Raw genomic sequence first — 12,607 nt, 5'->3', positions numbered from 1 at the left:
AACAGGTTGGTGACATTCAACGCCAGGCTCCAGGGGCCGGTCGTGTAGCTGGCCATGGCGTCGAACAGGGTGAACGACGGCACGCTGAAGTCACCGGTGTTGGGCTTGGTGGAACTCTGGTAGCGCATGCCGGCGCCGATCTTCAGGCCCGGCATGCCGAAGCTGCCGAAGTTGTAGTCGCCCCAGAGCGACAACTGGTGGAACGGAATGCCGGGCGATCGCAGGCCGGCCTGGGACGGCTGCAACGGGCTGGCCTTGGTGGCGCGCGCGTCGGTATAGGCGTAGGCGGCGATCACGTTGGCGTTGCGGCCGACGCGGGTGCGCGCCTCCAGTTCGAAGCCGCGCGAACGCACTTCGCCGATCTGGGCCGAGTAGGCCGGATCGACCGGGTCCGTGACCGAGACGTTCTGCCGAGTGAGCTGGTACACGGCGGCCGAGATCAGGGTGTTCGAGCCCGGCGGCTGGTAGCGCAGGCCGATCTCGTACTGGTCGCCGGTGGTCGGTTCGAAACGCGCGCCCTGGCGGTCGCTGCCGGTCGTGGGTTCGAACGACTGGCTGAAGCTGAGATAGGGCGCCAGGCCGTTGTCGGCCAGATAGACCAGGCCGGCGCGGCCGGTGAAGGCCTTGCTCTTTTCGTTGTCGATGGACGTCTCGCCGGTGTACAGGTTGCTCTGGTTGTCGCGGACGTGGTCGTAGCGGCCGCCCAGCAGCACGACCCACTTGTCGGCGATCTTCATCTGATCCTGCAGGTAGAGGCCCAATTGCGTGCTGTCGGCGTTGTAGGACCACCATTCGTCCCGGGTCGGCTGGCCCAGCGGCGCGCCATAGACCGGGTTGTAGTAATCGATATTGCTGGCCGTGCGGTCATAGCGCTCGGACTGGTTCTTGGGACGGGTGTAGTCGAATCCGGCCAGCACCGTGTGCTCGATGCCGCCATGCGTGCCGCGGTACTGCAGTGAGGTGTCCGCCACCACCGACGAGGAGCGTTCCCAGCGCAGGGTCCCGCCGCGAAACGCCGAGGTGCGCTGGTCGGCCGCCAGTCCCGACACCCAGACCTGGGGGAACTCGCTGTTCGAGTGGAAGTAGCGCAGGCTGTTGCGCAGCGTGACGCGCTCGTTGAAGGCGTGCTCGAACAGATAGCCGATCGAGTAACGCTCCGAATCGAACTTGCTGTAGCCCGGTTCGCCAGTGAAGCGGTTGCGCGGGATCTTGCCGTGGACGGTCGGGAAGATGGTGCCCTGCGCGGGCAACCAGTAGACGTAGTTGGTCCTGTCCTTCTGGTAGTCGGCCAGCAGCGTCAGCGAGGTCGCCGCGCTCGGCTGCCATTTGAGCGCCGGGGCGATGAAGGTGCGGTCGTCCTTCACATAGTCGACGAACGTGTCGCTGTCGCGCCCCAGCGCCGTCAGCCGGTATGACCACACGCCGTCCTGGTCCAGCGGGCCGCTGAAGTCGCCGGAGATCTGCCTGCGGTTGAAGCTGCCCAGTTCGACGTTCAGTTCGTGTTGCGGCGTGGCCGTGGGCCGCTTGCTGACCATGTTGATGATGCCGCCGGGCCCGGCCGTGCCGTACAGCACCGAGGACGCGCCCTTGAGCACTTCGATGCGTTCCAGCCCGTAGATTTCCTGTTTGCCGTTGAAGGCGTTGACGGTGTATTTGGTGCCGTCGCGATACAGGCTGCCGGTGCCTGCCTGCGCCTGGAAGCCGCGGATGTAGAGCGTGTCCTGCACCCGCGAGATGCCCTCGAAGCGGCTCACGCCCGCCACGTAGCCCAGCGCGTCCTGCAGGTTCTGCGCCTTCAGCGTTTCGATTTCCTCGGCGCCGACCACCGAGATCGACTGCGGCGTTTCGATGATGGGCGTGTCGGTCTTGGTGCCGGTGGCGCTGAGGCGGGCGGCGTAACCATGCAGCGGGCCGGTGGCGGTTTCCGGTCGGGCGGTGACGGTCACGGCCTCCAGCGTGGTGGCGTCCGGCGACGAGGCGGGGGCCGGCTGCAGCGTGTAGCTGCCGTTGCGCTCGCGCGCCGCTTGCAGGCCGTGGCCGCGCAGCAGCGCGGCGAAGCCCTCGCCCACGCTGTAGCTGCCGTGGATGCCATCGCTGCGCTTGCCCTGCAGCAGGCTGTCGTTCATCGTCAGTTCGACGCCCGCCGCGCTGGCGTAGGCGTTGAGGGTCTGACTGAGCGGGCCGGGGGCGATGGCGTAGGCGCGGCGGGCCTCGGCGCTCTGGGCCTGCGCGGGCGGCGCGCTGCCCGTGGCGGCCAGCCCGGCGCTCATCAGCAGCGCCAGCCGGATCGCGGCGGCGCGGCGCGACAGGGGGCGGCGCTGGACGGGGAGAAGGGTGGGAGCGGCCGCAGGACGGCCGCGCGACGGCGGATGGACGGACATGACTGGAGCCTTGCTGGTCGGGTCTAGGGTGGAGGGAGTCACCCTGTATCCCGGATGAGCAGGCGCGAGGGACAATCGGCCGCGCGGAAAAGTTGTAACGGTGGCGCCGCGCTTCAGTCGGCGGCCCGCAGCGTGACCCAGTAGCGCGTGCGATAGGTCACGGCCACCGGCAGCCCGCGCGTGAGGTTGTCCAGCGCCCTGTCGGTGTCGCGCAGCGAGAACACGCCGCTGACGCGCAGGCCGGCCACCTCCGGGTCGCAGCGCACGATGCCGGAACGGTAGCGCGCCAGTTCGGCGGCGAAGTCGTCCAGCCGCATGCCGTCGGCCACCAGCACGCCGCGGCTCCAGGCGGCGGCATCCTGCGCGACGGTGACGGGCGAGTCGACCCGGTCGCGGGTAAAGCGCGAGCCCTGGCCCGCGTCGAGCCGGATTCCGGCGCCGGGCGCATCCGCGGGACGTATTTCGACCGCGCCCTCGAGCACCTCCACGCGCGAGGTGTCGTCATCGTCGCGCACGCTGTAGCGCGTGCCCAGCGCTCGCACCGTGCCATGGCGCGTGCGGACCAGGAAGGGGCGCGGCGCGGCGGCGCTGTCGGGCGCGGTGGCGACCAGGATTTCGCCGGCCCGCAGCACCACCACCCGTTCGGTGTCGGAAAAACGCAGGTCGATGGCCGAGGCGGTGGATAGCGTGACGCGCGTGCCGTCCGGCAAGGTCAGGTCGCGGATTTCGCCGGTGGCGCTGCGGTAGTCGGCCGTGGCGCGCTGCCAGGTCTCGGTGCCGCGCGCGGCATAGCCGGCGCCCGCCAGGATCGCGCCCAAGCCCAGCGCGCGCAGGGCGCGGCGGCGGCCGGCGCCGCGGGCGGGTGGACGCAGCGCATGGCGCGCGGCGTCGCGCGGCAGGCTGAGCAGCTTGTCCTCGAACGCCGTGAGGCGCTGCCAGGCCTGCTCGTGGTCGGGGTGCCCGGCGCGCCAGCGGGCACAGTCGGCCCGGTCCTGGTCGCTGGCGTCGTCCGACCACAGCTGGGCGATCCATTCGGCCGCCTGCCGCAGGATGGCGGGGTCCAGCGGGGCTTGGGTGCGCGCGGCGTCCGTCATGCGCCGGCCGCCGTCAGTTGCGCCTGATAGCAGGCCAGCAGCGCGGCGGCGATGTATTTCTTGACCGACGATACCGAGACGCCCAGCCGGGCGGCGATGTCGCTGTAGGGCAGGCCATCGAGCTTGCACAGCAGCAGCGCTTCGCGCGCCTTGGCCGGCAGCTGGTTGAGGATGGCGTCGATCTCGACCAGCGCCTCGATCACCAGCGCGCGCGCCTCTTCGGACGGCGCCTGGGGGCGCGGCAGGTGGGCGATGGTTTCCAGGTAGGCGGCCTCGATCTGGCGGCGGCGGCGCAGGTCGATGACCAGGCAGCGGGCGATCTGCGCCAGGTGCTGCCGCGACTGGTGCGGTTCAGGCAGGCGGCCGGTGTGCAGGATGCGCAGGTAGGTGTCGTGCGCCAGGTCCGCCGCGTCCCAGGCGTCGCCCAGGCGGCGGCGCAGCCAACTGCGCAACCAGCCGTGGTGTTCGGCATACAGGCTCTCGATGCCCTGTCGCGGCACGGCGGATTCGGGGGGGGGCATGGCAAGGCCTCCGGCGCAAAGGCATGCGGAGGGCCCGGCGCAATGGGATGAGAATAATACTCATTTTATGTCACATGCCGGCGCCCCCGCAATGCCGGTGCTCAACCCGAATTGCGCAACCCGGCGGCGATGCCGTTGATGGTCAGGTGGATCGCGCGTTGCACGCGTTCATCGGCCTCGGCGGCGGGCGACTTTTGCGCCGCGCGGTGGCGGCGGATCAGGTCGACCTGCAGGTAGTTGAGCGGGTCGATGTAGGCGAAGCGCTCGCGCAGCGAAGCCTGCAGCGACGGGTTGTCGGCCAGCAGCTCGCGCCGCGTCAGCAGCTTGAGCATGGCCAGGGTGCGGCCATGCTCGGCGCTGATCATGCCGAAGATCTTCTCGCGCAGCGCGCGTTGCGGCACCAGTTGCGCGTAGCGCGCGGCGATGGCCAGGTCGGACTTGGCCAGCACCATCTCCATGTTGGACAGCAGCGTGCGGAAGGCCGGCCAGTCCTGGGCCATCTCGCGCAGCTGGGCCAGGCGGCCGCGCCGCGAGCGCGGCGCCCCCGGCGCGCCGGCTTCCAGGTAGGCCTCGATGGCCGACCCCATGCCGTACCAGCCGGTCAGCATCAGGCGGCACTGGGCCCAGGAAAAGCCCCACGGAATGGCGCGCAGGTCTTCGATGCGCTGGCCCTTCTTGCGCGAGGCCGGGCGCGAGCCGATGTTCAGGCCGGCGATCTCGGCGATCGGGGTGGCGGCGAAGAAGTATTCGGCGAAGCGCGGCGTGTCGTAGACCAGGCCGCGGTAGCTGCGCTGCGCGGTCTCGGACATGAACGACATGGCCGGGCCATGATGCGCCATGTGCGCGTCTTCCGCGCTGGTGGCCTCGGCGCGCGGCGCCAGGCTGGATTCGAGCGTGGCGGCGACCAGCAGCTCCAGGTGCCAGCGGCCGACCTCGGCATCCTTGTACTTGCTCTGGATGACCTCGCCCTGTTCGGTCAGGCGGATCTGGCCGGCCACGGTGCCGGGCGGCTGCGCCAGGATGGCGTCGAAGCTGGAACCGCCGCCGCGGCCGACCGAGCCGCCGCGGCCATGGAACAGGCGCAGCCGCACGTGGCGGCTGGAGAACACGTCGACCAGCGCGCGTTCGGCCTGGTAGAGCGACCAGTTGGAGGTCAGGAAGCCGCCATCCTTGTTGCTGTCGGAATAGCCCAGCATGACTTCCTGGGCGCCGTTCTGCGCCCGCTTCACGCGTTCGCGGATCTCGGGCAGATCGAGCCAGGCGGCCATGATGTCGGCGCCGCGCTGCAGGTCGGGGATGGTCTCGAACAGCGGCACTACCATCAGGCCGTCTTCCGGCGCGATCTCCTGGCCGGCGGGCGCGATCAGGCCCGCTTCCTTCTGCAGCACCATCACTTCCAGCAGGTCGCTTAGGGTCTCGGTGTGCGAGACGATGGTCTGGCGCACGGCCTGCTTGCCGTAGCGCATGCGGCCGGCGGCGGCGGCGCGCAGCACCGCCAGTTCGCGCGTGGTGTCCTCGCTGTAGGCGATCCAGGGCGAGGCCAGCGGCCGCGCCTGCGCCAGTTCGGCGCGCAACAGGGCCACGCGCGCGTCCTCGTCCAGCGCCAGGTAGTCCAGCGGCTGGCCCTCGTGGGTGGCGCCGGCGCGGCTGAACAGTTCGGCCAGCGCGCGCTCGTGCACGTCGGAACTCTGGCGCAGGTCGACCGTGGCGAGGTGAAAGCCGAACACTTCGACCGCCTGCTGCAGGCCGGCCAGGCGCAGCTTGCCGATCGGCGCGCCATGGTGCGCGGCCAGCGACGCGGCGATGACGGCCAGGTCGGCCGACAATTCCTGCGGCGTGTCGTAGGGCTGGGCCGCGACGGTGCTGCGGCGGGCCAGGTTCTGGCCGGTCAGGCGCAGCGCGGTGGCGGCCAGGCGCGCATAGACGCCGACCAGCGCGCGCCGGTAGGGCTCGTCGCTGCGATGCGGCGAGTCGTCGCCGCTGTGTTCGGCCAGCGCCAGCAGCGCCGGGTCGACCGCGATCAGCAGCGTGGTGATGGACAGCTCGGCGCCGAGCGCATGCACTTCCTGCAGGTAGTGCTCGAACAGCACGGTGGCCTGGCGCAGCAGGGCGCGCTCCAGCGTGCCGGCGTCGACGTTCGGGTTGCCGTCGCGGTCGCCGCCGATCCAGCTGCCCATGCGCAGGAACGGCTCGAGCGGCGGGGGTGGGGCAACGAAGGGCTTGGCGTCGCGATTGAGCAGCTTGGACAGGTCGCCGTAGACGCGCGGGATGACCTGCAGGAAGGTGCTGCGGTAGTACGACAGCGCGTTCTCGATCTCGTCGGCCACCGTCAGGCGGGTGTAGCGCAGCATGCGCGTCTGCCACAGCGTGGCCACGCGGCCGAGCAGCGCGGCATCGAGTTCGGTCAGTTCCTCCGGCGTCAGCGGCTGGTCGCGCTGGGCCAGCGCGGCGGCGATCTCGCGATGCACGTCCAGCGTGCTCTTGCGCTGCACTTCGGTGGGGTGGGCGGTCAGCACCGGCATGACGCAGGCGTCGGCCAGCAGGCGGCGGATGCGCGCCGGCGTCACGCCATGGCGGCCCAGGGCCTGCACCGCGTCGCGCAGGCTGCCGCGCGCGGGCGCATCGCCGGCCAGGGCGCGGGCGCGCTGGCTGCGGTTCTGGTCGCGGTCCTCGGCGATGTTCGACAGGTGCAGGAAGTAGCTGAAGGCGCGCGCCACCGAGTTGGGGTCGCTGCCCTGCAGGTGCTTGACGCGCTGCTCCAGCAGCTTGCCGTCGGCGGCGTTGCCTTCGCGGCGGAACTTGACGGCGGTGCGGCGCAGGGTCTCGATGGTGTCGAAGACGCGTTTGCCTTCGCATTCGGCGATGACTTCGCCCAGCATTCGGCCTAACAGCCGGATATCGTGACGCAAGGGTTCTGCGGAGTCGGACTGCGGGCGGCTGGCATTCATCGGGCGGGGGATCCGTCGGGCTGCTGGGAAAGGGAGGGTGGGGTGATGCGCGCTGCTGGTAAACCGTGAACGAGAACGTCACCGATTTTACGCAGGCTTCCTTACGGCGCAGCCGGCCGGCTGCGGTAAAGTCTGGCTCTATCCCTTAGTCTTTGCAGAAACCCCCTTTTATGCTGAATCACCAACGTCGCGCGCTCGTGCTGTTTTCGGGCGGCCAGGATTCCACCACCTGCCTGGCCTGGGCGCTGGACCGCTATGCCCATGTGGAAACCGTGGCGTTCGACTATGGTCAGCGCCACCGCATCGAGCTGGATGCGCGCCTGAACGTGCTGCGCGACATCCGCGCGCGTTTCCCGCAGTGGGCGCCGCGCCTGGGCGAAGACCATCTGCTGGACCTGAAGGTGCTGGGCCAGGTGGGCGACACCGCCATGACCAGCGACCGCGCCATCGAGATGCAGGCCAACGGCCTGCCCAACACCTTCGTTCCGGGCCGCAACCTGCTGTTCCTGACGCTGGCGGCGGCGCTGGGCTACCGGCGCCAGCTGGACGTGCTGGTGGGCGGCATGTGCGAAACCGATTTCTCGGGCTACCCCGACTGCCGCGACGACACCATCAAGGCGCAGCAGGTGGCGCTGGGCCTGGGCCTGGGCAGCCGCGTCACCATCGAGACGCCGCTGATGTGGATCGACAAGTCCGAGACCTGGGCGCTGGCCCAGCAACTGGGCGGCGACGCGCTGGTCGAGACCATCGTCGAGGAAAGCCACACCTGTTACCTGGGCGAACGCGGCGCGCGCCACGGCTGGGGCTACGGCTGCGGCGAATGCCCGGCCTGCAAGCTGCGCCGGGCCGGCTGGGAGAAGTGGACGGCGCAGCGCGGCGCGTGAGCCGCCCGCCGGCCACGCGATGGCAACGTTCTTTCAACGAGCCGTGCGCCGCCCACGTGGCCATCACGCTCCCCTGCTCCAGGATGCGCCCGGCGGCCAGCCGCGGCGCCTGGCCAGTTGACGCCGCAATGGCGTCAGAACCCGTGCTGACAGTAGCTGTGCGCGTGTCGCCACGTTTCGCCGATCGGTGAATTTTATTTCGATATATTGAAATCCATTCATTTAAATATGAATGGATTTCATTTAATTTCGACTTTACACGGCCAGGCAAGGGATTGAGCGCCCATTTTTTGCGACCCTGTTCCGGTATGGAGATGCAAACAAACATTTCAATACCGTTCGATGGAAAGGCGTTTCTACTCAGGGCTCAATCATCATGAATCGGTCGCGCATTATCCTCATTTTCGATAACGAATTCGCCAAGCAAGGCATCTCCGATTCGCTCGAGCAGATCGGTTTCGTCCTGAATCCCGTCTCGCTCCAGGAGCCGGCGCCGGCGCGTCACGCGGGAGAAATCCAGGTGCACCTGTGCCTGCCCCGGGACCTGGACATCACGATCGGCCAATTGCGCGCGCGTTTCTCGCATTCGACCATCATCGCCATCCGCCATATCGAAAGCCCGGCGGTGCGTATCAACGCTCTGCTGGCCGGCGCGGACAGTTGCTATGGCACCCGCATCAGCTACAGCGAGGTGGCGGCGGCGATCCAGTCGGCGCAGCGCAAGTTGACGCTGTGCCAGCCCGCCGCGCCGCGCCGGCCGGACGTGGCGGCGGAGCCGGTCGTGGCCGAGCAAAGCTGGCGCCTGTGCGACAACGATTGGACGCTGGTGTCGCCCGCCGGTCCGGGCGTCAGCCTCACGCCCATGGAACGCGCGGTGCTCAAGGGCATGTACGGTCACCCCGAGCGGATCATCCGCCGCGCGGATTTCGCCGCCGCCAGCCTGGACATCCCCGGCAATGGGCGCGCGCTGGACCTGGTCATCAGCCGCCTCAAGCGCAAGGGTGTCGCCGCCGGCATGACCATTCCGATCCGCAGCTTGCGCGGCAAGGGCTATTCGTTTTCGGCCACCTTGGCCCAGGATGGCAGCGAGCCTGCCGCGGTCCGGAAAGAGGGCGCCGTGTCGCCGCTGCTGGCCGCCATCCAGGGCGACCGCCTGCAGTTCCACTATCAACCCATCGTCACCGCCACGGATCTGGAGATCGTCGGGGCGGAGGCCCTGTTGCGATGGCGCGCGACCGGCGGCGAGACGATGGGTATCGATGGCTTGTTGCGTGAAGCGGGCGCCCCCGAGGCCGGGCAGGCCCTGATCAGTTGGGGCTTGCACACCATCGCCCACGATCAGGCGCGTTGGCGGCAGGAGGCGCCGGGGAAGGGGCTGGCGGTGAACATCAACATCTCGCCGCAGAGCTTCGCCCGCCGCGACGTCGTCGGCGTGATCCTGCGCGATGTCGCCGCCTGCGGCTTGGCGCCCGACGATATCCGCATCGAGCTCACGGAGGAGGCGGCGCTGCATGCGGGATCCGCCGAGATCCGCTCGATGCTGGAAGCATTCACCAGCCGCGGCATCCAGGTCTGGCTCGACGATTTCGGCAAGGGCTACAACAACCTCGAATGGTTGTCGGCGCTGCCGTTGGCGGGCTTGAAGCTGGACAAGTCGATTATCTGGAGCGCCGCGCGGCAGGCGGACGCGCAAAAGGTATTGACCTCGATTTGCCAGTTGGCGCGGGACCTGGATATCGCCACCGTGGCCGAGGGCATCGAGACCGAGGCGCATTGCCGCGCTGCGCGCGAAGCCGGTTGTGATCTGCTGCAAGGCTTCCTGTTCTTCCGACCCGGCACGGGCGATGAACTGGCCGCCGCGCTGGCCGAGCAGCGCTGGCGTCGCGCCGGCATGGCGCGGGGCCGCGAGCGTCTCACGCCGGCGGTCGCCAGGCCGGCCGATACACCCATCGCTGCGTGCGCGCCGTACCGTTCCACTCCCTAGCCACGCAAAGGAAGCGCAACGAAGACCATCCATCGGCGCGCGGCGCCTTTGGATGCCGATCGCTTCAGGCGCCGATCAGGGGCGCTGCGGCGGCGTGGCGTCACCCTCGCCCAGCGCGCGCTGCATCAGCACGGTGTCGCGCCATTCCCCATGCTTGTGGCCCACAGAGCGCAGCGTGCCCACCGGGTGAAAGCCCTGGCGCGCATGCACCGCCAGCGAGGCGGCGTTGCGGCTGTCGCCGACCACCGCCAGCATCTGGCGCCAGCCGGCCGCGGTGCAGCGTTCGATCAGGGCGGCCAGCAGCTTGCCGCCGATGCCCTGGCCGGCGCGGCCCGCCTTGACGTAGACCGAGTCCTCGACCGTGTGGCGATAGGCCGGGCGGGGGCGGTAGGGCGTGACGTAGGCATAGCCCACCACTTCGCCGTCGATCTCCGCCACCAGATAGGGCATGTCCTTTTCCAGCACGCCGGCGCGCCGCTGGCGCATCTCCTGGATGGAGGGCGGCTCCAGCTCGAACGACGCGGTGCCGTGCTGGACGTGGTGCGCGTAGAGGGCCTTGATGGCGGGCAGGTCGGCATCCGCGCTATCGCGGATCAGGAGGGGGGCGGCAGGTTGCGGCATGGGGAAGCGGAGAAAGGCGCGCCGGCGCGGCGCGAAAACGAGTCGCCAGTGTCGCGCAAGGCCATGCATAAATAAAGCTTTGGTCTATTATCGTTTTCATAAGTAAAACTTTGACCAAGGCGGCGGCCGCACGGCGCCGGATGGACCCATGCGCGGACTCAATCTGGACGCCCTGCGCACCTTCGCGCAGGTGATCGAACTGGGCAGTTTCTCGGCCGCGGCCGAACGGGGCGGCATCACCCAGCCCGCCGTCAGCCTGCAGGTGCGCCAGCTCGAACGCCGCTTCGGCCTGAAGCTGGTCGAGCGGGTTGGCCGGCGCGCGGGGCCGACCGCCGCCGGGCTGGAACTGCTGACCCACATCCGCGCGATCGACACGGCGCTGGCGCAGGCCGAGCAGGCCATGACGGCGCACGCCGCGCAGGTGACGGGGCGGGTGCGGCTGGGCACCGGCGCCACCGCCTGCACCTATCTGCTGCCGCCACTGCTGGCGAGCCTGCGGCGGCGCTTTCCGGCGCTGGACGTGGTGGCCAGCACCGGCAATACCGCCGACATGCTGCGCGGGCTGGAGAACAACACGCTGGACATCGGCCTGGTGACGCTGCCGGCGCCGGGCCGCATGTTCGAGGTCACCCCGGTGCTGGAAGACGAGTTCGTGGCCATCTTTCCGGCGCGCGGCCCCATCGCCATGCCGGATGCCGTCACGCCGCAGGCGTTGGCGGCGTTGCCGCTGGTGCTGTTCGAGCCGGGCGCGCGCACCCGGCGGCTGGTGGATGACTGGTTCGAGGAAGCCGGGATGGCGCCCAAGCCGGTCATGGAACTGGGCAGCACCGAGGCCATGAAGGAAATCGTGGCCGCCGGCCTGGCCTGCGCTGTGCTGCCCAGGCTGGCGGTGAGCGGCGCCGGCCACCGCGACAGCCTGGCCGTGCGCTCGCTGGCGCCGCGCCTGGCGCGCACCCTGGCCATCGTGGTGCGCCGGGACAAGCCGCTCAGCCGTGGACTGCGGCACCTGCAGGAAGCGTTGCTGGCGCTGCGGGCATGAACGCATAGGGGTGGAACACGTCCACCGGCAGCTGGTTGCACGCCTCGACGCAGTCGCGCACGGCGGCCATGCCGGTGAAGTCCAGGCCGCTGGCGATGCCCTGGCGATCCAGGTTCAGCGCCAGCGTCACCAGGTCGACGTTGCCGGTGCGTTCGCCATTGCCGAACAGGCAGCCCTCGACCCGGTCGGCGCCGGCCAGCAGCGCCAGTTCGGCCGAGGCCACGGCGGTGCCGCGGTCGTTGTGCGGATGCACGCTCAGCACGATGCTGTCGCGCCGCGCCAGGCGGCGATGCATCCATTCGATCTGGTCGGCATAGACGTTGGCGGTCGTGCATTCCACCGTCGACGGCAGGTTGATGATCATCTTGCGCGCCGGCGTCGGACGCCAGATGGCGCTGACCGCATCGCAGACCTCCAGCGCGAAATCCAGTTCGGCCAGGCTGAAGGTCTCGGGCGAATACTGGTAGATCCATTCGGTGTCCGGATGCGCGTCGGCCAGGGCGCGGATCTGGCGCGTGCCGGCCAGCGCGATCTCCTTGATCTCGGCGCGGCTCATGCCGAACACGATGCGGCGCCATTGCGGCGCGATCGGGTTGTACAGGTGCACGATGGCGCGCGGCGCGCCGCGCAGCGATTCGAAGGTGCGCGCGATCAGGTCGGGCCGCGACTGGGTCAGGACCTCGATGGTGACGTCGGCGGGAATGCGGTTCTCCTCGATCAGCTTGCGCACGAAATTGAAGTCGGTGTCGGAAGCCGACGGGAACGCGACTTCGATCTCCTTCAGTCCCACCGCCACCAGCTGTTCGAAAAAGCGCAGCTTGCGGGCCGCGTCCATGGGGTCGATCAGCGCCTGGTTGCCGTCGCGCAGATCGGTGCTCATCCAGATGGGCGGCGCGCTCGGGCGGCGGGCCGGCCATTGGCGCTCGGCGTAGTCGCGGGCAAAGGGCTGGACGGGGCGGTACTTGTGTTGGGGATGGTCGAGCATGGAAACCTCCGGCCGCGCGGCGCGCGGCGTCTGGGGCCGCCGGTCTGCGGCGGCGGTCGGGCAAGGGAGGTGGCGGACGGACCCGTCAGAGGGCCCGGGGCTGCCGGGCGGCCACGGGGCGCAAGGCCCGGCAACCGCGCGCTAGTCGTA

10 protein-coding genes are annotated in these 12,607 nt (G+C 69.5%); 3 read left to right on the top strand and 7 right to left on the bottom strand.

Translation table 11 applies throughout. From position 1 onward, the window contains the following. The 4 genes from AOZ49_RS08050 to ppc form a co-directional block, all read right to left on the bottom strand. Nucleotides 1–2,381 (bottom strand): TonB-dependent siderophore receptor (locus AOZ49_RS08050; protein WP_054474833.1); only part of this gene is annotated, 2,381 nt, incomplete at its 3' end. Nucleotides 2,382–2,494: 113 nt separating this feature from the next. Beyond that, a complete protein-coding gene (locus AOZ49_RS08045; RefSeq protein ID WP_054474832.1) occupies nt 2,495–3,475 on the bottom strand; it encodes a FecR domain-containing protein in 981 nt (326 codons plus the stop codon). Continuing rightward, nucleotides 3,472–3,996, bottom strand: coding sequence for a sigma-70 family RNA polymerase sigma factor (locus tag AOZ49_RS08040; protein WP_054474831.1), 525 nt, complete (start codon nt 3,994–3,996; stop codon nt 3,472–3,474). Before AOZ49_RS08040 ends, AOZ49_RS08045 begins: the two co-directional genes overlap by 4 nt. A 101-nt stretch (nt 3,997–4,097) precedes the next feature. Then, the gene (ppc, locus tag AOZ49_RS08035) at nt 4,098–6,944 is read right to left on the bottom strand and encodes a phosphoenolpyruvate carboxylase (RefSeq protein WP_054474830.1); all 2,847 of its coding nucleotides are present in this window, start codon (nt 6,942–6,944) and stop codon (nt 4,098–4,100) included. Between the two features lie 170 nt (nt 6,945–7,114). On the opposite strand from ppc, the gene queC reads away from it, so the two are divergent. Continuing rightward, nucleotides 7,115–7,828 (top strand): 7-cyano-7-deazaguanine synthase QueC, encoded by a 714-nt coding sequence (gene queC / locus AOZ49_RS08030; protein WP_054474829.1) that lies wholly within the window; start codon nt 7,115–7,117, stop codon nt 7,826–7,828. A 367-nt stretch (nt 7,829–8,195) separates the two neighbouring features. Here the strand turns inward: queC and AOZ49_RS33410 are convergent, their stop codons facing one another. Beyond that, nucleotides 8,196–8,621, bottom strand: a complete 426-nt coding sequence (locus AOZ49_RS33410; protein ID WP_231690279.1) for a hypothetical protein — start codon at nt 8,619–8,621, stop codon at nt 8,196–8,198. Between AOZ49_RS33410 and AOZ49_RS08025 the strand changes: the two genes are divergently transcribed. Then, nucleotides 8,610–9,812 carry an EAL domain-containing protein gene (locus AOZ49_RS08025; protein WP_231690278.1) on the top strand — a complete coding sequence of 401 codons (1,203 nt, stop codon included), beginning with the start codon at nt 8,610–8,612 and terminating at the stop codon, nt 9,810–9,812. The genes AOZ49_RS33410 and AOZ49_RS08025 overlap by 12 nt on opposite strands. A gap of 75 nt (nt 9,813–9,887) precedes the next feature. Here the strand turns inward: AOZ49_RS08025 and AOZ49_RS08020 are convergent, their stop codons facing one another. Beyond that, the gene (locus AOZ49_RS08020; protein WP_054429407.1) at nt 9,888–10,433 is read right to left on the bottom strand and encodes a GNAT family N-acetyltransferase; all 546 of its coding nucleotides are present in this window, start codon (nt 10,431–10,433) and stop codon (nt 9,888–9,890) included. Between the two features lie 148 nt (nt 10,434–10,581). On the opposite strand from AOZ49_RS08020, the gene AOZ49_RS08015 reads away from it, so the two are divergent. After that, entirely contained in the window at nt 10,582–11,472 is an 891-nt protein-coding gene (locus tag AOZ49_RS08015; protein ID WP_054429408.1) for a LysR family transcriptional regulator, read from the top strand. On the opposite strand, the gene AOZ49_RS08010 is transcribed toward AOZ49_RS08015, so the two are convergent. After that, nucleotides 11,420–12,457, bottom strand: coding sequence for a 2-isopropylmalate synthase (locus AOZ49_RS08010; RefSeq protein ID WP_054429409.1), 1,038 nt, complete (start codon nt 12,455–12,457; stop codon nt 11,420–11,422). The genes AOZ49_RS08015 and AOZ49_RS08010 overlap by 53 nt on opposite strands. Nucleotides 12,458–12,607: the final 150 nt, after the last annotated feature.

Origin of the sequence: Achromobacter sp. 2789STDY5608615 (assembly GCF_001298995.1) — a bacterium.
Lineage (GTDB): Bacteria > Pseudomonadota > Gammaproteobacteria > Burkholderiales > Burkholderiaceae_B > Achromobacter > Achromobacter insuavis.
The sequence above is the reverse complement of the archived record's forward strand: the minus strand, read 5'-3'. Positions and strand labels throughout refer to the sequence as shown.

Coding starts and splice junctions, on each gene's coding strand:
- AOZ49_RS08045 (WP_054474832.1), bottom strand. CDS start 3,475: ATGACGGACGCCGCGCGCACCCAAGCCCCGCTGGACCCCGCCATCCTG.
- AOZ49_RS08040 (WP_054474831.1), bottom strand. CDS start 3,996: ATGCCCCCCCCCGAATCCGCCGTGCCGCGACAGGGCATCGAGAGCCTG.
- ppc (WP_054474830.1), bottom strand. CDS start 6,944: ATGAATGCCAGCCGCCCGCAGTCCGACTCCGCAGAACCCTTGCGTCAC.
- queC (WP_054474829.1), top strand. CDS start 7,115: ATGCTGAATCACCAACGTCGCGCGCTCGTGCTGTTTTCGGGCGGCCAG.
- AOZ49_RS08020 (WP_054429407.1), bottom strand. CDS start 10,433: ATGCCGCAACCTGCCGCCCCCCTCCTGATCCGCGATAGCGCGGATGCC.
- AOZ49_RS08015 (WP_054429408.1), top strand. CDS start 10,582: ATGCGCGGACTCAATCTGGACGCCCTGCGCACCTTCGCGCAGGTGATC.
- AOZ49_RS08010 (WP_054429409.1), bottom strand. CDS start 12,457: ATGCTCGACCATCCCCAACACAAGTACCGCCCCGTCCAGCCCTTTGCC.